The organism is Cupriavidus sp. GW821-FHT02F09 (genome assembly GCF_059421605.1).
The window spans coordinates 1-24940 of record NZ_JBWKVH010000015.1 but is presented as its reverse complement, the minus strand read 5'-3'; the positions used below and the strand labels follow the sequence as shown (position 1 = coordinate 24940).

Genomic DNA, 24940 nt, shown 5'->3' with positions numbered 1-24940 from the left:
TACAATGCAGCAGCCCTCCGGATGTACCGGCGATGCGTACCACGCCATCGCGCCATCGCGCCATCGCGCCATCGCGCCATCGCGCCGTCCGGCAAAACGCAGGCACCCATAAGGAGACCCCATGCACCGCACCCGCCGCCGCGCGACCCAAAGGCTGCTTGCCACCCTCGCCGGTGCCTGCCTTGGCCCCCTTGCCTGGCAAGCGCCCGCGCAAGCCGCGGATCCCTACCCCAGCAAGCCGATCCGCCTGGTGGTGCCGTTCCCCGCCGGCGGCACGACAGACATCCTGGCGCGCGCAGTGGCCGCCGAGCTGTCGAAGCTCCAGGGCTGGAACGTAGTCGTCGACAACCGGCCGGGCGCGGGCGGCAACATCGGCACCGACATGGTCGCCAAGGCGGCGCCGGACGGCTACACGCTGCTGATGGGCACGGTGGGCACGCATGGCATCAACCAGTCTCTGTACGGCAAGCTGCCGTTCGACCCGGTCAAGGACTTCACCCCCATCACCGAGGTGGCCTCGGTGCCCAATGTGCTGGTGGTCAACCCCGCCTTCGCGCAGCAAAACCGCATCAACAGCGTCACCGACCTGATCGCGTATGCGCGCGCCAACCCGGGCAAACTCAATATGGCGTCGAGCGGCAACGGTACCTCGATCCACCTGGCAGGCGAGCTGTTCAAGACCCAGACCCGTACCTTCATGGTGCACTTCCCCTACAAGGGCAGCGGCCCGGCCCTGACCGACCTGGCCGGCGGCACCATGCAGCTCATGTTCGACAACCTGCCCTCGTCGATGGCGCTGATCAAGAGCGGCAAGCTCAAGGCGCTGGCGGTCACCAGCGCCAAACCCTCGCCGGCGCTGCCGGGTGTGCCAACGGTGGCAGAGGCGGCCCGCCTGCCGGGCTTCGAGGCCAGTTCCTGGTTCGGCTTGCTGGCGCCTGCCGGCACGCCGCATGAGGTCGTCGCGCGCGTCCAGCAGGAAGTCACGCGCGCGCTGGCCACGCCGGCCATGCGGGAAAAGATGCTGGCCCAGGGCGCCGACCCGGTCGGCAACACGCCGGAGCAGTTCGCCGCCTTTATCCGCGCCGAGCTCACCAAGTGGGCCAAGGTGGTCAAGGACTCGGGCGCCAAGGTGGATTGAGGCGCGCGCCGGCCCGTGGCGGCGTGCGAGCGCATATACTTGAGGCATCAAACAACCAGCGTGCCGCGATGCCCACCCCACCTGCCGCCGAGGCCCCGCCCAAGGCCGGCGCCGAAGAAGCGCCGGTCGATCTCGAAACCAGCGCCGACGATAACGCCCACGACGCCCTGCGCCTGTGGCTGCGCCTGCTGACCTGCACCAATCTGGTCGAGGCCGACATCCGCTCCCGGTTGCGCCAGGATTTCGCCTGCACCCTGCCGCGCTTTGACCTGATGTCCCAGCTCGACCGCCATCCGGAGGGCCTGAAGATGGGCGAGCTGTCGCGCCGCATGATGGTCACCGGCGGCAACGTCACCGGCATCACGGACCAGCTCCAGCAAGAAGGCCTGGTCTCGCGCGAGGCTTTGCCAAGCGATCGCCGCGCTTACCTGATCCGGCTCACGCCGGCCGGACGCACCGCGTTTTCCAAGATGGCGCGCGCGCATGAAGACTGGATCGAGCAATTGTTCGGCGGCCTGCCCCAGACCGACCGGCGCGCGCTGTTCCGCTTGCTGGGCCGGCTCAAGACCGGGCTGGTTAGCGCATGAACGCAGGCCGCTCGGGACCGGGCACGCTTTGCGCCTCGCTGCTGACGCTGCTCCTCGCGGCTTGCCAGAGTACGCCGCCAGGACCCGAGGTGTCACCGCTCAACGTCACCATCAAACTAGGGCGCATCGGCGCAAAGACGCTGGTGGGCCAGGTCGACATGCCGGACAACGGTGCGGTGAGCACCGCCGTGGGCGTTGGCGGCGGCGCATGGAACGGCGGTGGCTGGAGCGGCGCAGGCGTTGGCTTTTCCGTCGACCTGAACTCGTTGTTACGCCCGCAGCCGCGCATGGACCTGTTCCAGTACACGGTGGCGCCACTGGATGGCAGCGGTGGCAACGTCATCGTCAATGGCCCTGCGGCGCCTGGACTGGAACCCGGCGCCTGCGTGCGGATGGTCTATCCCGACGGCGCCGCCGAGCCGCTGCTCGTGCCCTCGCGGGAATGCTGACGCGCCCCGCTGAATGAAAAACGGCCTCCCTTGCGGGAGGCCGTTCCTGCTGCGGCGTGCGTGGCTGGCTTGCGCTCTTCGCTCAGGCCGCCTTGCGGCTGTCGCGCAGCTCGCGGCGCAGTATCTTGCCCACATTGGTCTTGGGCAACTCGCTGCGGAACTCCACGAACTTGGGCCGCTTGTAGCCAGTCAGGCGCTCCTTGCAGAAGGCGATCAGCTCGGCTTCCGTCAGCGCGGGATCCTTGCGGACCACGTACAGCTTGACCACTTCGCCCGAATGCTCGTCGGGCACGCCCACCGCTGCCACCTCCAGCACGCCCGGGCACTCTGCGGCCACGCCTTCGACCTCGTTCGGGTACACGTTGAAGCCGGACACCAGGATCATGTCCTTCTTGCGGTCGACGATCTTGGTGTAGCCGCGCGCGTCCATCACACCGATGTCGCCGGACTTGAAGAAGCCGTCGGCCGTCATGACCTTGGCGGTCTCGTCCGGGCGGTTCCAGTAGCCGGCCATCACCTGCGGGCCGCGGATGCAGATCTCGCCAGCCTGGCCGAGCGGCACGTCCGCGCCGTCGTCGTCGCGAATGGCGATGTCGGTCGACGGCAGCGGCAGGCCGATGGTGCCGGAAAACGCGTCGGAATCAGTCGGGTTGCAGGTCGCCGAAGGCGAGGTCTCCGACAGGCCGTAGCCCTCGATGATCGGGCAGCCCGTCCTGGCCAGCCACTTCTTGGCCACCGCTTCCTGCACCGCCATGCCCCCGCCGTTGGCCACGCGCAAGCCGGAGAAGTCGACCTTGTCGATATCCGGGCTGTTGATCAGCGCGTTGTACAGCGTATTGACCGCCGGGAACATGTTGAACTTGTACTTCTGCAGCTCCTTGATGAAACCGGGGATATCGCGCGGATTGGGGATCAGCACGCTCAGGCCGCCGCTGCGCATGCCCAGCAGGCAGCAGACCGTCAGCGCGAAGATATGGTACAGCGGCAGCGCCGTGATGGTGATCACCTGGTCGATCGGTGCACCCTTGGCCAGCGCCGGCTGCATCCAGGCTTCGGACTGCAGCACGTTGGAGACGATGTTCCGGTGCAGCAGCACGGCGCCCTTGGACACGCCAGTGGTGCCACCGGTGTATTGCAGGAAGGCGACGTCGTCCGGGCCCGTGGTGGCGGGCTGCAACTGCATGCCGCGCCCCTCTGCCAGCACTGCGTTGAAGCGCACGCAGTTGGGCAGTTCCCACGCCGGCACCATCTTCTTGACGTTGCGTACCACGAAATTGACGATCGCGCCCTTGAGGCCGCCCAGCAGGTCGCCCATGCTGGCCACCACCACATGCTTGACCGGCGTGGCGGGCAGCACTTGCTGCAGCGTGGTGGCGAAGTTCTCGAGGATGACGATGGCTTCGGCGCCGCTGTCCTTGAGTTGATGCTCGAGTTCGCGCGGGGTGTAGAGCGGATTGACGTTGACGACGACAAAGCCGGCACGCAGCACCGCGGCCAGCACCACCGGATACTGCAGCACGTTGGGCATCATGATGGCCACGCGCGCGCCCGGCTTGAGCCCGCGCGACTGCAGCCACGCCGCGAATTGCCGCGACATGCGGTCAAGTTCGCCGTAGGTGATCGACTTGTCCATGCACACAAAGGCACGGCGATCAGCATAGGTGCGGAAGGACGCCTCGAGCAATTCGGCCAGCGAGCGGAACTCACTGCTATCGATCTCGGCAGGCACGCCGGCCGGGTAATGCTTCAGCCACAGTCTTTCCATGCACCGTCTCCTGATTTTCTGAATGGTCGTTCGATTTTCGACAGATGCTAAACGCGCGACCCGGTTAAGACAACACGTTAGATGAAGTCCTCTGGACCTTCCTCATCGTCTGACGTGAAGTTTAGCGCACAGTTCAACCCGGACTGGGGAATTCCCCTAGCGGCTTGCGCTAGGCCGCTACGAAAAGCCTTGCCGAAGTCAGGCGTTCACCGGCAACACCATCTTCATCATGCTCGTGGCCAGCTCTTGCGCCAGCGCCTGTGCCTCCATGCGTTCAGGCTGGTGCCAGGTGTACATGAAGCCAACCACGCTGCCGATCGCATGCGCGGTCACACGCGCGTCGCCATAACTGAACACGCCCGTGCGCTTGCCTTCCTCCAGCAGCGCATAGAGGTCGCGGTAGAAGGCGCGCGCCATATTGCCCAGCCACGTCACCGTTTCCGGCCGCAGGTACTGGTTGTCGCGAAAGCTGAGCGTGGCGGGCACGTAGCAGGCAATGCAACGCCGCGCCATTTCCAGCAGGCAGGTATGCAGGCGCTCGCGCACCGGCAGCGCCGGGTCGGCGGTCTCGCGGATGACCGGCAGGCAGGTCTGCGCGGACTCGCGGCACAAGATGTCGAAGATCTCGTACTTGTCGGTGAAGTAGTAGTACACCGCCGGCTTGGTCACGCCCAGCGCGCGGCACAGGTCGTTCATCGTCATGCCGGGATAGCCCTTGGTATAGAACAGCTGGGCAGCGGCATCGAGGATCTGGCGGCGGCGCGCTTCCTGCCGCTCGGCGATATGCGAGCGGGCAGGTACGGCGTCCGGAGCGATCTCCGGAGCGGCCTCGGCGGCGGGAGCGGTTTTCTGTGCAGTCGGCATGACGCGATTCTCGCATGGCGCCGCGGCTGGAAGGCCCGGCAGTCCGTTTTGGCGTTGACCCTCTCCCCCTGAAACCTGGATTCACGCGGGCGGCACCTGGCTTGACGCATGACGGCAATGCCAATACGATCATACCCAAGGGTAAACAAATATACCAAAGAGTAAATTTCGCCAACCCAAGCCGGCTTGGCGGCCCATCAGCAAGGAGACACCGCCAATGGACGAAACGACCTACCTGGCCGACATGCATGCGCGCTGGCAGCGCGCATGGCCCGAGCGCACCCCGCGCACGCCGCAATATCCGCTGGGGCGCCAGCCGCTCACGGACATGCTGCGCCACTGGGGCCGCACCCGGCCAGACCGCCCCGCGGTGATCTTCTACGGCCACGAAACCACCTACGCGGAGCTGGACGCGCAGAGCGAGCGCTGCGCCGCGCTGCTGGCAGCACACGGCGTCGGCGCCGGTGACCGCGTGGCGGTGCTGATGCCGAACTGCCCGCAGTTCCACATCGTGTTCTTCGGCATCCTCAAGCTGGGCGCCGTGTACGTGCCGATCAGCCCGCTCTCGCAGCGCGCCGAGTTGCAGCACGCGCTCACCGACAGCACGCCGCGCGCGCTGATCGCGCTGGACCAGCTGGTGCCGCTGGTGCGCGAAACGCGCGCCGCGCTGGGCGCGCAGGATCCGCTCGCCCTGCTGTTTTCGACCAGCTTTGCCGACGTGATTCCCACCGAGCCCACATTGCCGCTGCCGCCCATGGTGCAGGCCCCGCGCCATGACTGCGAAGCGGACGGCCACGCCATCGACCTGCTGTCCGCGATGGCGGCGTGCACGCACGCAGCCCCTGCCACACCGGCCTCGCTCGATGCCGTGGCCGCGCTCAACTACACTGGCGGCACCACGGGCCTGCCCAAGGGCTGCATCCACACCCAGGGCGATATGGTGGACATGGCGGCCGCGTTCGGCGCGGTCTCGCTCGACATCGCCGACGACAGCGTCATGCTGGGCTTCTTCCCCGAGTTCTGGATCGCGGGCGAAAACCTCTGCCTGATCTTCCCCGCCTTCTTCGGCATCCCGCTGGTGCTGCTGGCGCGCTGGGATCCCGAGACCTTCATGGCGGCGGTGCAGCGCTACCAGGTCACCAACGCGTCGATGCTGGTGGACAACGCGGTGGAAGTGATGGAGCACCCGCACGCGGCGCAGTACGCATTGCGCTCGCTGCGCTACGTGGGCGTATCGTCCTTCGTCAAGAAGCTCAACCTGCCTTATCGCCGCGCGTGGCAGGCGCTGACCGGCTCGGTCATCGCCGAGACCGCCTGGGGCATGACCGAGACGCAAACCTGCAACACCTTTGCCTACGGCATGCAGGACGATGACCTGGACCTGCGCGCCCAGCCCATCTTTGTCGGCCTGCCCGTGCCCGGCACCGAGTTCAAGATCTGCGACTTCGCCAGCGGCGAGCTGCTGCCGCCGGGCGCCGAGGGCGAGCTGTGCGTGCGCACGCCGACCCTGCTCAAAGGCTACTGGAACAAGCCCGACGCCACGCGCGAAGCGCTGCGCAACGGCTGGTTCCACACCGGCGACATCGGCCTGATCGACGAGCACGGCTATCTGCACTACCTGGGCCGGCGCAAGGAGATGCTCAAGGTCAACGGCATGAGCGTGTTCCCGGCCGAGATCGAGGCGCTGCTGGGCCAGCATCCGGCCATTCTCGGCTCGGCGGTGCTGGGCCGCGCGGATGAGGACCGCGGCCAGCTGCCGGTAGCCTTTGTCATGCTCAAGCCCGAGGCCATCGGCACGGTGGACAACGCGGCGCTGGTGCAATGGTGCCGCGCCAACATGGCCGTCTACAAGGTGCCGCTCGTGCATATTGTCGACGCCCTGCCGCTGACCGCCACGGGCAAGGTGCGCAAGCAGGACCTGGCGCCGCTGGCCGAGCAGCTTGGCTGATCCCGCGATGCCCTTCCCTATGAAATCCGCCACATTCACCTTCTTCGCATCATGACGTTTCGCAAGCTACTGATCGCCAATCGCGGTGAAATCGCCATCCGCATCGCCCGCGCCGCCGCCGCAATGGGCCTGGAAAGCGTGGCGCTTTATAGCGAGGACGATCGCGACGCCCTCCACGTGCGCAAGGCCGATGGCGCGGTGGCGCTGCCCGGCACCGGCCCGCGCGCCTACCTCGATATCGCGCAGGTAGTGGAAGCCGCGCGCCGCAGTGGCTGCGACGTGGTCCACCCGGGTTACGGCCTGTTGTCCGAGAACGCGGAGTTTGCCCAGGCCTGCCTGGATGCCGGCCTGGCCTTCGTCGGCCCCGCACCCGACGTGCTGCGCCTGTTCGGCGACAAGGCGCGCGCGCGCGCGCTGGCGCACGAGTGCAACGTGCCGGTGGTGCCGGGTTCCACCGGGCCGACGACGCTGGAAGCGACGCATGCGTTCTTTGCCTCGCTGCAAGCGCCAGGCAAGGCGGCCGGCATGATGATCAAGGCGCTGGCCGGCGGCGGCGGGCGCGGCATGCGCGCGGTGCACGCGGCAGCGGACATCGACGAGGCTTATGCCCGCTGCGTCTCCGAGGCCACGGCTGCATTCGGCAATGGCGCCGTCTACGTGGAGCGCATCGTGCATGCGCCGCGCCATATCGAGATCCAGGTGGTGGCAGATGCGGCCGGCGGCGTGATCGCCCTGGGCGAGCGCGAATGCAGCCTGCAGCGCAGGCACCAGAAGCTGGTTGAAGTGGCGCCCAGCCCTTCGCTCGATGCTGGCATGCGTGCGCGCCTGGCCCAGGCCGCGATCACGCTGGCGCGCGCCAGCGCCTATCGCGGCATCGGCACCTTCGAGTTCCTGCTGGGTGCGGATGCTGCGAATGGTGCGGATGGCGAGTTCTGGTTCATGGAGGCCAATCCGCGCCTACAGGTGGAGCACACCGTCACGGAAATGGTGACCGGCGTGGACCTGGTCCAGCTGCAGCTGGCCATTGCCGCCGGGCAGGACCTTGGCCACCTCGGGCTGGCGCAGGCGCCCGCGCCGCGCGGCATCGCGGTGCAGTTGCGCATCAACGCCGAGCACCTCGACGCGCAGGGCCAGTTGCGCCCCGCCAGCGGCCGCATCGATGCCTACGAGCCGCCCAGCGGCCCCGGCGTGCGCGTCGATGGCGCGGGCCATGCCGGCATGACGCTCAATCCGCGTTTCGACTCGCTGCTGGCCAAGCTGATCGTGCATGAGCCAGGCGGCAACTACGCGCGCGCGCTGGCCCAGGCCTATCGGGCGCTGTGCGAGTTCCGCATCGAAGGCATCGACACCAACCGCAGGCTGCTGCAGGACCTGCTGCTGCGCGACGATGTGCGGCGCAACGCAGTCCACACGCAGTACCTGGACGCGGCGCTACCGGCCCTCGCTGCGCAGGCGCAGGGCAGCGATCCCGGCCATCCGGCGCTGCATGCGGTGGCCGCGGCCAGCGGCCCGCAAGCGCTCGCATCCACGCCGCCGGACGACCTGCCCGAGGATGCCGAGCTGCTCAGCGCACCCATGGACGGCGCGCTGGCAGCGGTGCAGGTGCGCCCCGGCGACCGCGTGCGGCGCGGCCAATCGCTGGCCATCATCGAAGCCATGAAGATGGAGCACCCGCTGGAAGCGCCGGGCGCGGGCGAAGTGCTACGCGTGCTGGCCGCGCCCGGCGACGTGCTGCGCGCGGGCGCGCCGGTGATCGTGCTGTCGCTGGATGAAAGCGGCCATCATGGAGCGCAGGCCGGCGCCGCCGTGGATCCCGCCCATATCCGCGCGGACCTGCGCGACGCCCTGGCCCGCCACGCGCTCACGCAGGATGCGGCCCGCCCGCAGGCGGTGGACAAGCACCATGCCCGCGGCGGGCGCACCGCGCGCGAGAACATCGCCCAGCTGTGCGATGCAGGCTCGTTCATCGAGTACGGCGCGCTCGCCATCGCCGCGCAACGCCAGCGCCGCAGCGTGGAAGACCTGGAGCGCGCGACGCCGGCCGACGGCATCGTCACCGGCATTGGCACCGTCAACGCCGAACGCTTCCCGGCCACGGATGCGCGCTGCATGGTGCTGGCGTACGACTACACGGTGCTGGCCGGCACCCAGGGCTTCTACGGCCACAAGAAACTGGACCGCATGCTGGCGCTGGCGCGCCAGTGGCGCCTGCCGGTGGTGCTGTTCGCCGAAGGCGGCGGTGGGCGGCCCGGAGACACCGACACCCCGGTGGTGGCCGGGCTGGATTGCACGTCCTTCATCCAGTTCGCGCGGCTGTCCGGCCAGGTGCCGCTGGTGGGCATCGTCTCCGGGCGTTGCTTTGCCGGCAATGCCGCGCTGCTAGGCTGCGCCGACGTGATCATCGCCACGCGCAACGCCACCATCGGCATGGGCGGCCCGGCCATGATCGAAGGCGGCGGGCTCGGCGTGTTCGCTCCGGAGGAAGTCGGCCCGGTGAGCGTGCAAGCACCCAATGGCGTGATCGACGTGCTGGTCGACGACGAGATAGCGGCGGTGGAGACGGCGCGCCGCTACCTGTCCTATTTCCAGGGCGACCTGCCCGACTGGGAAGCCGGCGATGCGCGCGCGCTGCGCCACCTGATTCCTGAGAACCGGCTACGCAGCTACGACATGCGCGGCGTGCTCGCAGCGCTCGCCGATCACGACTCCGTCCTGGAACTGCGCGCCGCCTTTGGCGCGGGCATCATCACCGCGCTGATCCGCATCGAGGGCCGCGCCTTCGGCTGCATCGCCAACAACCCGCGGCACCTGGGCGGCGCCATCGATGCCGCGGCCGCCGACAAGGCCGCGCGCTTCATGCAGTTGTGCGATGCGCACGGCTTGCCCATCGTCTCGCTGTGCGACACGCCCGGCTTCATGGTGGGACCGGAGGCGGAGCAGACCGCCACGGTGCGCCACGTCTCGCGCCTGTTCGTCACCGCCGGCGCGCTGCGCGTGCCATTCTTCACTGTGGTGCTGCGCAAGGGCTATGGCCTGGGCGCGCAAGCCATGGCGGGCGGCAGCTTCAGCGCGCCGTTCTTTACCGCAGCCTGGCCCAGCGGCGAATTCGGCGCGATGGGCATCGAGGGCTCGATCCGGCTGGGCTTTCGCAAGGAACTGGAAGCGGTGGCTGACCCGGACGAGCGCGAAGCCTTGTTTGCGCGCATGATCGAGGGCGCCTACCAGCGTGGCCGAGCGCTTAATATGGCTAGCCACCTGGAAATCGACGCCGTCATCGACCCGGCCGACACACGCCACTGGCTACTGCGCGGCCTGGCCTCGGCGCTCCCGGCATCGGCCGCGCGCGATACGCCGGCGGCCGGATCGCGCCGTTTCATCGACACGTGGTGACAAGCAGAAGGAGAGGATCGATGCCCCATGACTTGAGGCGCGCGGCACGCGCCATCGCCAGGGTCGCCGCGCTGGCGCGTGGCGTGTTCGTGCGCAGCGTCGCCGTTGCCGCGCTCGCGCTGGTCGGCGCGCTGCCGCTACAGGCGCAGGAAAAGGCGCAGGAAAAAACGCAAGACAGCGCCGCCGCACCCATCAAGGTGGCGTTCATCGACCAGTTGTCCGGGCCGCTGGCCAACGTGGGCCAGATCTTCCAGGCCAACCTGAAATTCGCGCTCGACGACGCCAACGCCCAAGGCGGCGTGCTCGGGCGCAACTACGCGCTGCTGAGCTACGACAACAAGCTCTCTGCGCAGGAAAGCCTCATCGCGCTGCAAAGCGCGATCGACGCCGGCGTGCACGTGGTGTTCACCGGCGCATCTGGCTCGCCGGTGGTCACGGCGCTGGTGGAGGCCGTCAACCGGCACAACGAGCGCAACCCCGGGCAGCGCGTGCTGATCATGAACTACGCCTCGCTCGACCCCGACCTGACGGGCGCGCGCTGCAGCTTCTGGCACTTCGCCACCGAGGCGAACACGGCAATGAAAATGCGCGCACTGGCCAATTTCGCGCGCGAGCAAAAGGGCATGCGCAAGGTTTACCTGCTCAACCAGGATTACACCCAGGGCCGCATCTGGGCAGCACTGGGCCGGCAGATGATCGCGGGAGCGCGGCCCGACGTGCAGTTCGTCGGCGAGGCGCTGCACCCGCTGGCGCGAGTCAAGGACTTCGCGCCGTACATGAGCCGGATCAAGGAAAGCGGCGCCGATACCGTGGTCACGGGCAACTGGGGCCAGGACCTCAGCCTGCTGATCAAGGCCGGCGGCGAGGCCGGCTACGAACTGAACTACCTGAACCATAGCGGCGGCGGCGCGCCCGGCACGGTGCTGGCCGTGTCGCAGGCAAAGAACGCGCACCTGACCTGGGTGGCCGAGTACCTGCCCAACGGCGACGATCCGGTGCTGGCTGCGCTGGCGGCGCGGGTCAGGCAAACCCCGGCGGGCGAGTACTTCGCCCCACGCGTGCTGATCGCCGTGCAAATGCTCAGCGAGGCGATTCGCCGCGCCAGATCCGACGACCCGACCAGCATCGCGTTTGCGCTCGAGGGCATGCAGTACCGCTCGCCCGTTGGCGACGTGCTGATGCGCAAGAGCGATCACCAGTTGCTGCTGCCGCAGGTGGTCTCGACCATTGCTCCGGTGGACGGCAAGACCGTCAAGGTTGGCGTGGAAGGCACGCAGTACGGCTTCCGCCTCGACAGCACGACAGCAGGGGGAGACCTGAACCTGCCGTCGGTCTGCCGGATGAAGCGCCCAACGGGCACCTAGTCAGTCCATCAAGGCTTGGCACCCGCCGCGGGCGCGGATGGCATGTCGGGCGCGCCGCTGGCGCGTGCCGCGCCGATCGCGGCCCCTACCGCGGTCCCGCTTTCGCCGGCGGTCAACGCGTCGCCGCCACTGGCCGGCGGCGCCAGCTGGCGCAGGCGGGCATCGCGTTCGGCGCGCGGCAGATCGCCGATGCGCCGGACCTCGGCATAGAACGCGGTCCAGTCGCCACCGTTTTGCGCCAGGAGCACCGTGAAAGCCGGCACCCATTGCTGGTAGGTCGCCACCGCGGCAAGCTGCGCATTGGTCAGCGGCCGCTCGAACCAGCGATCGTAGCCGCTGTAGCCGCCCCACTCTTCCTTGAGCTTCGCATAGCGCGCACGCAGGCCGGCGAAGATTTCCGTCTTGCCCGCGCGCTTGGCATCGTCTGACAGGGGCGAGTGATAGAGCGCATCGAGGCGATCGCGCGCGTCCAGCAGCATCGCGCGAAATTGCTGGCGGCGCAGGTCGTACTGGCGGTAGCTGGCGCGGGCATCGGGCGACGCCGCGAGCGCCAGCCAGCGCTCCACCCCGGCCGTTTCCACCGCGGTGGCAAAAGACTCGTTGAAGGTGGTGTCATTGCGCACATAGACCACCTGGTGCGCCAGTTCGTGGAAGATCAGCCGTGCCAGCTCGCCTTCGGGCTGGTAGACGAAGGTATTGAGCAGCGGGTCGTCGAAATAGCCCAGCGTGGAATACGCCGGGATGCCGGCGACATACGGCTCCAGGCCCTCCTTGCGCAGGCCCTGCGCATAGCCGTCGGCATCTTCCTGCGCGTAATAGCCGCGGTAACTGATGCAGCCCACCACCAGGAAGCACCACTTGTGCAGTTCCATCGACAGCTCGGGGGTGGCGAACACGCTCCACACCACATACGACCGGTGCAGGTTGGCGTAGCGCCGGTAGCTGCCGTTGTCCGGCAGCTTCAGCTCATGCGAGGCAAAGTCGCGGATGGTGCCGGCGAGAGCCAGGCGCTGAGCCAGCCGCGTGTCCTTGGCTTGCTGGGCCGCGGCAATGGCGTCGGGCAATGGCCGGGAATCCGCCATCACCCCAAGGTGGCCACCGATCGACTGCGCGTAGTAGCCGACCGTGTCGCAGCCGGACAGCAGCGCGGCAAGCCCCAGTGCAGCCAGGGCTTGAAGCGTGCGTGCCGGGCGCAGGTTCATGGTGGCTAGGCGGTGGCAGTGGCAGCGGCCGTGGCCGGCGCAGCTTCCACTTGCACCAGGCAATCGTAGAACACCGGCGCACGGCCCAGGTCGGTCAGCCGCTGGCTGGTGAGCTCGTTGGCGTTCTTGCCATCCGGCGCCAGCTTCTTCCACCAGATCGACAGCCCCACCACCAGCCCGCGCCGGGCCCGGTCGGTCACGCGCGCCCGCGCCAGCATGCTGCCGCGGTCGTTGAAGGCCCGCACCATGCCGCCACTGGCGATGCCGCGCGGGGCGGCGTCATCAGGATGGATGTCCAGGTGCGGCTCGCCTTCGGTGGCGCGCAGGCTGTCGACGTTGACGAACGAGCTGTTGAGGAAATTGCGCGCCGGCGGCGAGATCATCGCCAGCGGATAGCGCGCAGCCAGCTCCGGCGCGGTCGCGGGGGTCTCGTACGGAGGCACGTAGTCGGGCAAGGGATCGAGGCCGTCGCGGCGCATGATCTCCGAGTAGAACTCGCACTTGCCGGAGGCCGTGGCAAAGCCGCCCTCGGCGAGCGGCGCCGCCGGCAGGTTGAGCTTTTGCCAGCCCTGTGCCTTGAGGGACTCCCAACTGATGCCTGCCGCGCGCGGGTCCGTGGCCACGATGGCCTGGGCGGCGATATCTTCGTCGCTATCGGCAAAGCACGGCTCGGCAAAGCCCATGCGCTGGGCCAGGCGGCGGAATATCTCGGTGTTGGGCACGGCCTCGCCCAGCGGCGCGATGGCCTGGTTGTTGGCCAGGAAGTACGTATGGCCGTAGGCCTTGTGTACATCCACGTGCTCGAGCTGGGTGGTGGCCGGCAGCAGGATGTCGGCATAGTCAGCCGTATCGGTGCGGAACTGCTCCAGCACCACGGTGAACAGGTCCTCACGGGCGAAGCCTTCGGCCACCTTGGTCGACTGCGGCGCCACCGCCACCGGGTTGCTGTTGTAAACCACCAGCGCCTCGATCTTCGGGTTGCCCGCGCCGTCACCGGCATCCAGCAGCGCGTCACCGATGGTGCTCATGTTGACCGTGCGTGGCAGCGCCGGCAGGCCCGGCAGCAGGTCCGGGCGCTGCAGCGCCAGGTTGTCCACCGGGAAGAAGCCCGACGTGGACAGCTGCAGGCCCCCGGCCGCGTGGCGCCAGGCCCCCACCAGCGACGGCAGGCAGGCCACAGCGCGCACCGCCTGGCCGCCGCCGTGCGAACGCTGCATGCCATAGTTCAGGCGGATCGCCACCGGCTGGCGCTCGCGCACCGCGAGTTGTCCGTAGAGGCCGGCCAGCCATTCGATGTCATCCACGCTGACGCCACAAATCTCGGCCGCGCGCTGCGGGGTGTAGGCCTGGGCGCGCTCGCGCAGCGCCTCGAAGCCCACCGTGTGGCTCGCGATGTACTCAAAGTCGAGCAGGCCGTCGCGCATCAGCACGTGCATCATCGCCAGCGCCAGCGCGCCGTCGGTGCCGGGCATCAAGGCGATGTGGCGATGGCATTTCTCGGCAGTCAGCGAGCGGTACGGGTCGATCGCCACCAGGGTGGCGCCACGCCGCTTGGCTTGCTGCACCCGCGTCCAGAAATGCAGGTTGGAGGCGATGGGGTTGCCGCCCCAGATGATGATGAGCTTGGCATCGGGCACATGCTCGATATCCATGCCGATGCTGGCGCCATAGGTGTAGCGCAGCGCGGTGGCACCGGCGCTGGCGCAGATCGTGCGGTCAAGCAGCGAGGCGCCCAGCTTGTGAAAGAAGCGCGCCGCCATGCTCTCGCCCTGCACCAGCCCCATGGTGCCGGCATAGCTGTACGGCAGGATGGCCTGCGGGTCGCGCGCGGCGATGGCAGACAAGCGCGTGGCCACGGTGTCCAGCGCCTCGTCCCAGGAAATCGGCTCGAACTTGCCTTCGCCCTTGCGGCCGATCCGCTTCATCGGCGTCAGCAGGCGGTCGGGGTGGTAAGTGCGGTCCGTGTAGCGCGACACCTTGGTGCACAGCACGCCCTGGGTGCCGGGATGGTCGGGATCTCCCGCCACCTTGGTCGCGCGGCCGTCTTCAACGGTGACGAGCAAGGCACAGGTATCAGGACAATCGTGCGGGCAAGCGGCACGGACGATGCGGGAAGCCATGGATTCTCCTGGCAAGCAATTGGGGACGGGCGGCGCGACTGCCATGGGGCAGCAGCATTGGGGCGGCTGAGCGGCCACACGCGGCGGGGCCTGGTCACCGTGCAGAAAGGCCGTTGCCGGACTAGCCTGGTGGCGTCGCGTGTTGTATGCCGGCGTCGCCCCGACGGGCACCGCCGGGGGAAATTGTTAGGCTCCGATTGTATTCGATTATGATAGCCCGACGCTGCGCCAGGGGATGGCGCCAGGGCAGCGCCGGCACAGACCGGCAAGGCATTCACGGGTAAAGAACACACCGTTTTTCACGGGGAAACCATGCAAGTGCATTCTGGGGTCAGGGCCTGGCGCATTGCCGGCCTGCTGGTGGCATGCGCCATCGGCTCATTCGTTGCCAATGCCAGCGCCGAGAACGGCGTCAGCGCGGACACCATCCTGCTGGGCCAGTCGGCTGCGCTCACCGGGCCTACCGCCATGCTAGGCAAGCAGCTCAATTCTGGCGCGCAGCTCTACTTCGACTACATCAACCAGCACGGCGGCATCTACGGCCGCAAGATCGAGCTCAAGGTGCTGGACGACTTCAACGAGCCGGAATCCGCCGCCAAGAATACCCGCGCGCTGATCGACGAGGACCACGCCTTCGCGCTGTTCGGCTACGTCGGCACGGAGACCGGCGAGGCCTCGCTGCCGCTGGCCACCCAGGCCAGGGTGCCGTTCTTCGCGCCCTACAGCGGCGCCCAGTCGCTGCGCGAGCCGTTCAACCGCTATGCCTTCCACGTGCGCGCCGGCTTCAACGAGGAAGCCGCGGCCATCCTGCGCCAGGTCCGCGTCACCGGCCTCAAGCGGGTCGCCGTGGTCTACAACGAGGACGCCTACGGCAAGGCCGGCCTGGAAGCGCTCGAGCGCGCCCTCAAGGCCGCGCCCGACAGCGGCGTGCAGATCGTCGCCCGCGAGGGCGTGGTGCGCAATACGGTGGAGATCGGCGACGCCATGCAGGGCTCCATGAAGTCCAAGCCCGACGCGGTGGTGATGATCAACGCGTACCGGACCACTGGTGCCTTCGTGAAGGAAGCGCTGCGCCGCGGCTTCAATGGCCAGTTCTATAACGTCTCGTTCGTCGGCACCCAGGCACTCGCCAAGGAAGTCGGCGCCAAGGGCAGCGGCGTGATCATCTCGCAAGTCATGCCCCACCCAGGCAATGCCACGCTGCCGGTGGTGCGCGAATACCTGCGCCTGCTGCAGGCGGCCGGCAAGCCCAACGAGTTCGACTACGCCAGCATCGAAGGATTCATCGCCGCCAAGGCCTTTGTCGAAGGCACGCGCCGCGCCGGCAAGGACCTCACCCGCGAAAAGCTGATCACCGCGCTGGAAAGCATGAGAAACGTCGACCTCGGCGGCTACATCATCAACTTCAGCCCGGACAGCCACGTCGGCTCGAAATTTGTCGAGATGACCATCATCAACTCGCGGGGGCAGGTCATCCGCTGATGGGCACATGGCCCGTCTCGCGCACGCGTGAGACGGGCCAGATGCTGACAGCACCTACGCCATGTCGTTCAGGTGGCAAGCCGAAAACCGCATCGGCGCGATTTCCTTCAACAACGGCTGCTCCTCCCGGCAACGCGGCATCGCGTGCGGGCAGCGCGGATGGAAATGGCAACCCGGCGGCGGATTCAGCGGCGAAGGGATCTCGCCCTTGATCGCGACGAAGGTCTTCTTGCCCACTTCCAGCTTCGGGGCCTCGGCCAGCAGCGCCTGCGTGTAGGGATGGTTGGGGCTGGCGAAGACATCTTCCGCCGGCGCCGACTCCACCACCCGCCCCAGGTACATGATCACCACCCGGTCGCTGATGTGCTTGACCACGCCCAGGTCATGACTGATGAACAGGTAGGTCAGGTTCAAGTCCTGCCGCAAGCGCATGAAGAGATTCAGCACCTGCGCCTGGATCGAGACATCCAGCGCCGCCACCGACTCATCGCACACCAGGAATTCCGGCTTGACCGCCAGCGCACGCGCTATGCCGATGCGCGCGCGTTGCCCGCCCGAGAACTGGTGCGGAAAGCGGCGAAGTACGGTGGGGTCCATGCCCACGCGCACCAGCATGTCTTCCACGTAGCGCTTCTGCTCGCTGGCCGGCACCATGCCGTGCACGACCGGCGCCTCGCCAACGATATCCATCACGCGCAGGCGCGGATTCAGCGATGCATACGGATCCTGGAAGATCATCTGGATCGCCAGCTGCTTCTCGCGCTTCTTTTCCGGCGGCAGGCGGTCCAGGTCAACGCCCCGCCACAAGCGTGAGCCTTCGGTCAGCGAATGCAGGCCCACCGCCATGCGGCCCAGCGTGGACTTGCCACAGCCGGACTCGCCGACGAGGCCCACCACCTCGCCCGCGCGAATGGACAGGTCGACCCGGTCGACCGCATGCACTACCTCCTCCTTCGCCCCAGCGCCGAAGAGATTGGCGATCTTGGCTGCGGCGTCGAGCGATTTGACGAAGCGCTTGGACACGCCTCGCAACTCGAGGATGGGCGCGTTGGGCGTGGGTTCCGCGCTGGAATCAGTTGTCATGGCGGCGAGGGCGGGATCAACAACGGCGGCGCTCATGCGGCCTCCTGCTGGGAGAGAACCGGATGAAAGCAGCGCAGGCGGCGCCCGTCTGCCGCGGTGTCGAGCGGCGGCGCGGTCTTGCACACATCGGTAGCGTAAGCGCAGCGCTCGCGGAAAGCACAACCGGCCGGCAGGTTCAGCAACGATGGCGTCATGCCGGGAATCTGCCGCAGCGGCGCGCCACGCGGGTTGCGCGACGGCGCGGAGCTGATCAGGCCGTGCGTGTAGGGATGCTCGGGCCGCTCCAGCACCTGGCGCACATCGCCGGCTTCGACGATCTTGCCCGCGTACATCACACACACGGTATCGGCCAGGCCGGCCACCACGGACAGGTCGTGGGTGATCCAGATCAGCGCGGTGCCGGACTCGCGGCACAGCTTCTGCATCTCGTACAGGATCTGGCCCTGGATGGTTACGTCCAGCGCGGTGGTGGGCTCGTCGGCGATGATCAGGTCGGGCTTGTTCAGCAGCGCGATGGCAATCGCCACGCGCTGGCGCATGCCGCCCGAGAACTGATGGGGATAGGCGCGCAGGCGCTCGTCCGGCGAAGGAATGCCGACGCGTGCCAGCGCGTTGCGGGAGCGCTCGCGCGCCACCGCCTTGTCGACCTTCTCATGCGCCAGCACGGCTTCGATCATTTGCGTGTCGATGCGCAGGACCGGGTTCAACGTCATCATCGGATCCTGGAAGATCATCGCGATGCGGTTGCCGCGCACATCGCGCATCTGCGCCGGCGTGAGGTTGCGCAGGTCGCGCGTGACGCCGTCGCGGCTGGTCAGCTCGATGCGGCCATCCACCACTTTGCCGGGCGGATCGATCAGGCCCATGATCGAGTAGCCGGTCATCGACTTGCCCGATCCGGACTCGCCCACCAGGCCCATGATCTCGCCTCGATCAACCGAGAACGAGACATCGTCGACGGCGCGCGCGACACCGCCGCGCGTGAAAAACTGGGTCTTGAGGCCTTCCACCACAAGGGTCGGTTTGCTCATATTCGCTCCTGTCGTGCTGCGTTACTGCGTTTGCAGGCGCGGATTGAGTACATCGCGAAGCTGGTCGGCGACCAGGTTCATGGCCACGATGGTGACCACCAGCGCAATGCCCGGGAAGAAGCTGATCCAGTACTTGCCGGACAACATGTATTGCTGTCCGTTGGCGATCAGCGAGCCCAGCGACGGCTCGGTAATGGGCACGCCCAGGCCAAGGAAGGACAGCGTGGCCTCCAGCGTGATGGCGGACGCCACCTGCAGTGCCGCGATCACGATCAGGGGCGGCAGGCAGTTGGGCAGCAGGTGGCGGAACATGATCCGCCCCGGCGGCAGGCCCAGGCAGGTGGCGGCCTCGATATATTCCTTGCGCCGCTCCACAAGCGCCGCGCTGCGGGTGGTGCGGGCGTAGTAAGCCCACTGCACCGCCACCAGCGCGATCACGATATTGCCGATGCCGGGCCGCAGGAACGCCAGCAGGATCAACGCCAGCAGGATGGGCGGAAACGACAGCTGCAGGTCGGCCACGCGCATGATGATGGCCTCGACGCGGCCGCCGAGGAAACCGGCGATCAGGCCGAGCGTGGCACCCAGCAGCAGCGCGATCACGGTGCTGACCACGCCCACGCCGATGCTGATGCGCAGGCCGTACATCACGGCCGAGAGAATGTCGCGGCCCTGCTCGTCCGAGCCAAGCAGGAAGGTCATACCACTGCCGGACTGCTCGCCCGGGGCCATGCGCGCATCGAGCACGTCGAGCGTAGCGAGGTCATACGGGTTCTGCGGCGACAGCCAGGGCGCCAACAGCGCGATCAGCAAGATGATGATCAGCAAGGTCAGGCCGGTCACGGCGATCTTGCTCGAGAAAAACTGGCTGGCGAAGCGCCGCAGCGGGGTCTGCTCGGCTAGCGGCGGGGCCACGGTGGTTTCGGTTGCGGTTGTCATGAGCTCAGCCCTTGTTGTCGGCGATACGCACGCGCGGATCGAGCACGCTGTAGATGATGTCCACCAGCAGGTTGATCAGGATGAACAACGTCACGATCACCATCAGGTAGGCCACGATGACCGGCCGGTCGAGCAACTGGATGGAATCGATGATCAGCTTGCCCATGCCGGGCCAGGCGAAGATCGATTCGGTCACGATGGCAAAGGCGATGATCGAGCCGAACTGCAGGGCAATCACCGTGACGATGGGGATCATGATGTTCTTGAGCACGTGCACGCCCACGATGCGCGTATTCGACAGGCCCTTGGCCCGCGCGAACTTTACGTAATCCATCAGCATCGCTTCCTGCGTGCCGGCCCGCGTGAGACGGATCACCATGGCGATATTGAGCAGCGACAGCGTCACCGCCGGCAGCAGCAAGTGGCGCAGGCCGTCCACCGTCAGGAAGCTGACGGGGATGCCTAGCAGCGAGGTGGTTTCACCGCGCCCGTTGGACGGCAGCCAGCCCAGTTGCACCGCGAACACCATGATCAGCATCAGCCCGACCCAGAAGGTGGGCAGCGAGAAGCCGAGGATGGAAACACCCATGATGGTCTTGCCAGCCACGCCGCCAGGACGCAGGCCCGCCCACAGCCCGAGCGGGATGCCGAGCAGCACGGCCAGCAGGATGGCGCACACGGCCAGTTCCATGGTGGCCGGCATGCGCTCGAAGATCAGCTTGAGCGCGGGCGTGCCGTGCGCGAACGAGGTGCCAAGGTCCCCGTGCAGCGCGTTGCGCAGGAAGATCCAGTATTGTTCCCAGAGGGGCTTGTCGAGTCCGAGCGCCGCGATGGTGCGCTTGATGTCTTCCTGGTCGGCCTGAGGATTGATCAGGATATCGACCGGGTTGCCGATGGCAAAGACGCCCAGGAAAACCAATAGCGACATGACGAAGAGCACGACTACGCTCTGCATCAGGCGCCGAATAATGAAAACCAGCATGTTCGGAAGCTTTCCTTCGCCGATGACAGGCCACGGCGCCTGTGGGCGCCGCCTGGCTGCACCGGCAGTCGGCTCGTGGCTAGGCCCGGCTACCGTCCGGGGATGATTCGCCGGGAAGCGGCCACCCAGACCGCGGACGCTTCCCGCTTTTACCTGCAGATGATCTTGTGTCCGGGGAGCGCGACATTGTGGTCGTGCTCCCCGGCCTCACCGCTACCGCCCAAGGCTTCGCTTCACTGCGGCTTGAAATTGTGTGCGTACGTGCGTTCGTCGGTACGCGGCACGTATGTGATGCCCTTCTGGGTGGCCCAGGTGGTCACCTGCTGGTGGATCGGGATGATACCGCCATCGTTGATGGCGATCGCGGTAGCTTCCTGCAGCAGCTTGGAACGCTCGCCGTCATCCACGGTGGCCAGCGCCTTTTCCAGCACCACGTCCATCTTGGGATTGCAGTACTCGCCCCAGTTGGTCGTGCCAAAGCCCTTCTTCGGATCCTCGCACGCCAGCAGCGCGCGCAGCGGCGAGCTCACTTCGCCGGTTTGCGCACCCCAGCCCAGCAAGCCGAACGAGAATTCGTGCTTGATACCCTTGGAAGAATAGGTTGCCATCGGCATCCCCTCTACCTTGGTCGCAATGCCGATGCGGGTCAGGTTCTGCGCAATGGTCTGAGCGATCTTCTCGTCGTTGACGTAGCGGTTGTTCGGCGTGTGCAGCGTAATGCCGAAGCCGTTCGGATAGCCCGCCTCGGCCAGCAGCTTCTTGGCGCCTTCCGGGTCGTACTTGACCGTCTTCAGGTTCGGGTTGTAGCCGAACAGCGTGGGCGGCACCAGGTTGTTGGTCGGCTCGGCGAGGCCTTCCATCAGGCGGTCCTTGATGCCCTGGCGGTTGATGGCCATGCTGATGGCATTGCGCACGCGCGCATCCTTCAGCGGGTTCTTGTCCATCGGCGCGCCTTCCTTGGTGGTGACAAAAGGCGACTTGTCTTTCTTGTCATCGGTGTACAAGTAGATCACGCGATGCGAGATCTTGGAGAAGAAGGACAGCTTCGGATCCTTGCGCACCTGCGGCAGGTCCGGCGTCGGCACGTTCTCGATCGCCTGCACGTCGCCGGACAACAGCGCTGCCATGCGGGTGGCGGGGTTCGGGATGAAGCGCAGCGTCACCTTGTCCCAGGCGGGCTTGGGGCCCCAATAGTCGGGGTTCTTCACCAGCTCGACCCGGTCGTCGCGCGCGTAGCTGACGAACTTGAAGGGGCCGGTGCCGATCATGCCCTTGCCTTGCGCGAAGTCGTCCGAGGTCAGGCCCTGCGTGGCCTTCTTCTGCACGATGAAGATCGACGTCAGGTCGTTCAGCATCAGCGGGTACGGCGTGTTGGTGGTGAGCTGGATGGTGTACTTGTCGATCACCTTCTTGTTGATGATCGCCTTGGTGTAGACGTCGAACTTGCCCGGGCTGTTCTGGATGGTGGACGGACGCTCGAGCGACCAGACGATATCGTCGGTGGTGAGCTCCGAGCCGTCGTGGAACTTCACGCCCTTACGGATCTTGAATTCCCAGGTCAGGTTGTTCACCAGCTTCCAGGACTCGGCCAGGCCGGGAATGATCTTGCTGTCCGCATCCATCTTCACCAGGCACTCGAACATGTGCTCGGAGACGTTGATGTTGGAGAACAGGTTGTAGAAGTGCGGATCCATCGAGGTCGGGGGCGAACTCATGGCCAGCTTGAAATCGACCGCGTGGGCCTGGCTGGCAAAACCGAAGCTCATGGCCGCGGTTACCACCATGGCACCGAATGCCTTCTTGCATGTGCGAAGGGACATCGCGCAATTCTCCAGGGAAGAAATGTAGCAAATGACTACTAAGGGCAGCGCAGGCAAATCAGGCCATGCGCCGCATTTTGGTGCGGCTACGGACGCAACAGGCGGCAACGTTGCCAGGCAAGCACATCAAGCATGAACTGTTCCAGCACTGCACCATGCGGGGCAATGCGGGGAAACCCCCGCGCTGGTTGGCGGTGATGCGCTGCGGGAGCGCCGGTGAAAGTGGCGGAAGTGTCGTGCCGGGCGCCTGTTTTGGCGCTTTGGACTAAGGCGTCGTATGATCGGGGTATCCATCGCCCTCAACTGGCATCATGACACTCATCCCCGAAATTCTTCAGGCGCAGCCTGAAATCCGCGGCATCCGACGCGACATCCATGCCCATCCGGAGCTTTGCTTCAAGGAGGAACGGACTTCCGACGTGGTGGCGCAGAACCTCGCTGCCTGGGGCATCGAGGTCCATCGCGGCCTTGGCACCACGGGCCTGGTCGGCGTGATTCGCAACGGCAGCAGCAAGCGCAGCATCGGCCTTCGCGCCGACATGGATGCCCTGCCGCTGCAGGAGGCCAACACCTTCGGCCACCGCTCACAGCACGACGGCCGCATGCATGCCTGCGGCCATGACGGCCACACCGCAATGCTGCTAGGTGCGGCACGCTATCTGGCCGAGCACCGGAATTTCGATGGCACCATCAACCTGATCTTCCAGCCGGCCGAAGAAGGCGGAGGCGGCGCGCGCGAGATGATCAAGGATGGCCTGTTCGAGCGCTTCCCGTGCGATGCCGTGTTCGGCATGCACAACTGGCCCGGCATGCCGGCCGGCAGCTTTGGCACCACCGCCGGCCCGCTGATGGCGTCGAGCAATGAATTCCGCATCGTCGTGCGCGGCAAGGGCGCGCATGCTGCGTTGCCGCACAACGGCAACGACCCGGTCTTCACCGGTGCGCAGATCGTGTCCGCGCTGCAGGGCATCATTACCCGCAACAAGCGCCCGATCGATGCCGCCGTGATCTCGGTCACGCAGTTCCACGGCGGCGATGCCACCAACATCGTGCCGGACCAGGTCTGGCTCGGCGGCACGGTGCGCACCTTCACGCTGCCGGTGTTGGACCTGATCGAGCGCCGCATGGAGGAAGTCTCCAAGGCGGTTGCGAGCGCCTTCGATTGCACCGTGGATTTCGAATTTCACCGCAACTATCCGCCCACCGTCAACAGCGCAGCGGAAACCGCGTTCGCCGTCGAAGTGGCGAGCGAGCTGGTGGGCGCGGGCAATGTCGACGGCAAGATCGAGCCGACCATGGGCGCCGAGGACTTCTCCTTCATGCTGCTGGAAAAGCCCGGGTGCTACCTGTTCATCGGCAATGGCGAAGGCGTACACCGCGAAGCCGGCCACGGCCTTGGTCCCTGCATGCTGCACAACCCCAGCTACGACTTCAACGACGAGATCCTGCCGGTCGGCTCGACCTTCTTCGTGAAGCTGGCGGAGAAGTGGCTCGCGCCGGCTTGAGCGCGCATCAGTCCAGCGCGATGTCGCCGTACCAGCTTTCGGCGCGGCTCCTGGTGTTGTCGGTATCGGTCATGAGGCCGATCGCCACCACCTTGCCCGGATCGGCCCCGAAGGCCTTGCGATAGTCGGCGCGCAGGTCGCGCCGGTGGCAACGCCATTCGCCGGTATGCCGGGTACCGGAGTCGACCACGATCATCCGCACACGCTCAGTGTGCGGATTCGACACCACGGATCCTTCAGGCTTGCGCCCGCCCCAGATGTACATCAGCGTGGCATAAGGCATCTCTCGCCCCGTTGTCAGCCGCGCCATTTCGTACATCAGCTGATCCTTTAACGAGAGGCCGCCTTTGTCGCCATCGAAGGCGACGAAGATGCGCAGCGGCGAGTCCTCGCGCGGGGCCAGTGAGTTGTCAGCGCTACGGATGACGTCGCGCGTTTTCCATGTCCAGTTCAGCATGCCCGGGTCGCGCCCGACCAGTGGTACGTACAGGCCGGATGCAGAACTGTCGGCTTCGGCATGCAACACCATGCGTTGGTCGACTTCTGTCAGGGTATAGCGCGTGGGAATTTTGTTGCGATTGACGGTCCAGGGCTGCCAGCCTGCCGGCTTGCTAAGCCCGCTTGGTGTCGCGGAGAACAAGGGCAGGCGCTTCAGCGTAGGGTGCTCTTCCGGCTCGCTGGACTCGGCATGATCGGCTTCGGCTGGGTCCTGGCTCGTTGCGATCAGGCCCGCTGTCGCGCTCTCGGCGGAAACCGGCGTCTGCGCCGGTTCGGCTAGCCTGAGCTGCTCAATGTGCGCGGCAAAACTGCTGCAGTCGTTCGACGAGAGCGCAGCCATGGCGCCAGGCCCCGACAGCGGGATCGGTCCCCGCGGCGTGGACGCCGTTCCGAGTGTGCTGCAACCCGTCAAAACAAGCGCACCTACCACGCTGGTCAGTACCAACAGGCAAAATCTGGCCGCCATTCATCCCCCAAACCTGGATGCCACCGCCTGGTCACGCCTGTTGGCGCGCATCGGCCCGGACTTATTTCAATCTTTCGAACTGCATCAATGCATCGAACCGCGTCACGCCGGACCAAGCCGGAGCTTGAGGCAAACGGTAACAGAAGGATATGGGCGAAGGAAGGCTCGGGTACCCTGACGCGGGGATTCCCGGTGTGGCGACAGCGCTGTTTCCGTCGCTACTTCGATTGCACTTTCGATCGCGCAAAAGCAAAACCCCCCAGTACTTTCGTACTGGGGGGTTTCAAGGGAGAGCCTGGCGATTACC

General features: G+C 66.5%; 19 protein-coding genes. 9 read left to right on the top strand and 10 right to left on the bottom strand.

Annotation, left to right across the window (positions count from 1 at the left end; translation table 11 throughout):
- Positions 1-121 precede the first annotated feature (121 nt).
- The 3 genes from AC07XB_RS18325 to AC07XB_RS18315 all read left to right on the top strand — a co-directional run bounded on the left by AC07XB_RS18325 (position 122) and on the right by AC07XB_RS18315 (position 2174).
- On the top strand, positions 122-1138 hold the full coding sequence (locus AC07XB_RS18325; RefSeq protein ID WP_492829088.1) for a Bug family tripartite tricarboxylate transporter substrate binding protein: 1017 nt from the start codon (positions 122-124) through the stop codon (positions 1136-1138).
- Between the two features lie 68 nt (positions 1139-1206).
- Positions 1207-1725 (top strand): MarR family winged helix-turn-helix transcriptional regulator, encoded by a 519-nt coding sequence (locus AC07XB_RS18320; RefSeq protein WP_150986796.1) that lies wholly within the window; start codon positions 1207-1209, stop codon positions 1723-1725.
- The gene (locus AC07XB_RS18315) at positions 1722-2174 is read left to right on the top strand and encodes a hypothetical protein (protein WP_492829086.1); all 453 of its coding nucleotides are present in this window, start codon (positions 1722-1724) and stop codon (positions 2172-2174) included. The genes AC07XB_RS18320 and AC07XB_RS18315 overlap by 4 nt, the downstream gene beginning before the upstream one ends.
- Positions 2175-2256: 82 nt before the next feature.
- On the opposite strand, the gene AC07XB_RS18310 is transcribed toward AC07XB_RS18315, so the two are convergent.
- Both AC07XB_RS18310 and AC07XB_RS18305 read right to left on the bottom strand, forming a co-directional pair.
- Positions 2257-3939 carry a long-chain fatty acid--CoA ligase gene (locus AC07XB_RS18310; protein WP_253930362.1) on the bottom strand — a complete coding sequence of 561 codons (1683 nt, stop codon included), beginning with the start codon at positions 3937-3939 and terminating at the stop codon, positions 2257-2259.
- A 198-nt stretch (positions 3940-4137) separates the two neighbouring features.
- On the bottom strand, positions 4138-4803 hold the full coding sequence (locus AC07XB_RS18305; RefSeq protein WP_492829084.1) for a TetR/AcrR family transcriptional regulator: 666 nt from the start codon (positions 4801-4803) through the stop codon (positions 4138-4140).
- A 217-nt stretch (positions 4804-5020) separates the two neighbouring features.
- Between AC07XB_RS18305 and AC07XB_RS18300 the strand changes: the two genes are divergently transcribed.
- The 3 genes from AC07XB_RS18300 to AC07XB_RS18290 are packed head-to-tail and all read left to right on the top strand — an operon-like array spanning position 5021 to position 11505.
- Positions 5021-6751 carry an AMP-binding protein gene (locus tag AC07XB_RS18300; protein ID WP_492829082.1) on the top strand — a complete coding sequence of 577 codons (1731 nt, stop codon included), beginning with the start codon at positions 5021-5023 and terminating at the stop codon, positions 6749-6751.
- A gap of 51 nt (positions 6752-6802) precedes the next feature.
- The gene (locus AC07XB_RS18295) at positions 6803-10141 is read left to right on the top strand and encodes an acetyl-CoA carboxylase family protein (protein WP_492829080.1); all 3339 of its coding nucleotides are present in this window, start codon (positions 6803-6805) and stop codon (positions 10139-10141) included.
- 20 nt (positions 10142-10161) lie between these two features.
- Positions 10162-11505, top strand: a complete 1344-nt coding sequence (locus AC07XB_RS18290) for a branched-chain amino acid ABC transporter substrate-binding protein (RefSeq protein ID WP_492829078.1) — start codon at positions 10162-10164, stop codon at positions 11503-11505.
- 8 nt (positions 11506-11513) lie between these two features.
- On the opposite strand, the gene AC07XB_RS18285 is transcribed toward AC07XB_RS18290, so the two are convergent.
- Both AC07XB_RS18285 and AC07XB_RS18280 read right to left on the bottom strand, forming a co-directional pair.
- Positions 11514-12707: an aminopeptidase gene (locus tag AC07XB_RS18285; protein WP_492808096.1), complete on the bottom strand. Its 1194-nt coding sequence runs from the start codon at positions 12705-12707 to the stop codon at positions 11514-11516.
- A 5-nt stretch (positions 12708-12712) separates the two neighbouring features.
- Positions 12713-14827, bottom strand: a complete 2115-nt coding sequence (locus tag AC07XB_RS18280) for a molybdopterin-containing oxidoreductase family protein (RefSeq protein WP_492829076.1) — start codon at positions 14825-14827, stop codon at positions 12713-12715.
- A gap of 312 nt (positions 14828-15139) precedes the next feature.
- Here AC07XB_RS18280 and AC07XB_RS18275 point away from each other — a divergent pair, with 312 nt between their 5' ends.
- Positions 15140-16309: an ABC transporter substrate-binding protein gene (locus AC07XB_RS18275; protein ID WP_416049761.1), complete on the top strand. Its 1170-nt coding sequence runs from the start codon at positions 15140-15142 to the stop codon at positions 16307-16309.
- 54 nt (positions 16310-16363) lie between these two features.
- On the opposite strand, the gene AC07XB_RS18270 is transcribed toward AC07XB_RS18275, so the two are convergent.
- The 5 genes from AC07XB_RS18270 to AC07XB_RS18250 form a co-directional block, all read right to left on the bottom strand.
- Positions 16364-17428 (bottom strand): ABC transporter ATP-binding protein, encoded by a 1065-nt coding sequence (locus tag AC07XB_RS18270; RefSeq protein WP_416049762.1) that lies wholly within the window; start codon positions 17426-17428, stop codon positions 16364-16366.
- Positions 17425-18423 (bottom strand): ABC transporter ATP-binding protein, encoded by a 999-nt coding sequence (locus AC07XB_RS18265; protein WP_492374461.1) that lies wholly within the window; start codon positions 18421-18423, stop codon positions 17425-17427. Before AC07XB_RS18265 ends, AC07XB_RS18270 begins: the two co-directional genes overlap by 4 nt.
- Positions 18424-18444: 21 nt before the next feature.
- The gene (locus AC07XB_RS18260; protein WP_492374462.1) at positions 18445-19362 is read right to left on the bottom strand and encodes an ABC transporter permease; all 918 of its coding nucleotides are present in this window, start codon (positions 19360-19362) and stop codon (positions 18445-18447) included.
- A 4-nt stretch (positions 19363-19366) separates the two neighbouring features.
- Positions 19367-20344, bottom strand: a complete 978-nt coding sequence (locus AC07XB_RS18255; RefSeq protein ID WP_006163472.1) for an ABC transporter permease — start codon at positions 20342-20344, stop codon at positions 19367-19369.
- 233 nt (positions 20345-20577) lie between these two features.
- Positions 20578-22164, bottom strand: coding sequence for an ABC transporter substrate-binding protein (locus AC07XB_RS18250; RefSeq protein WP_043349901.1), 1587 nt, complete (start codon positions 22162-22164; stop codon positions 20578-20580).
- Between the two features lie 65 nt (positions 22165-22229).
- Here AC07XB_RS18250 and AC07XB_RS18245 point away from each other — a divergent pair, with 65 nt between their 5' ends.
- Positions 22230-22433: a hypothetical protein gene (locus tag AC07XB_RS18245; RefSeq protein ID WP_492374463.1), complete on the top strand. Its 204-nt coding sequence runs from the start codon at positions 22230-22232 to the stop codon at positions 22431-22433.
- Positions 22434-22475: 42 nt separating this feature from the next.
- Complete coding sequence (locus AC07XB_RS18240) at positions 22476-23669, top strand: M20 aminoacylase family protein (protein WP_492374464.1); 1194 nt, start codon at positions 22476-22478, stop codon at positions 23667-23669.
- Between the two features lie 7 nt (positions 23670-23676).
- Here AC07XB_RS18240 and AC07XB_RS18235 read toward each other — a convergent pair whose 3' ends face one another.
- Complete coding sequence (locus AC07XB_RS18235) at positions 23677-24507, bottom strand: DUF3047 domain-containing protein (protein WP_492374465.1); 831 nt, start codon at positions 24505-24507, stop codon at positions 23677-23679.
- Between the last annotated feature and the right edge of the window lie 433 nt (positions 24508-24940).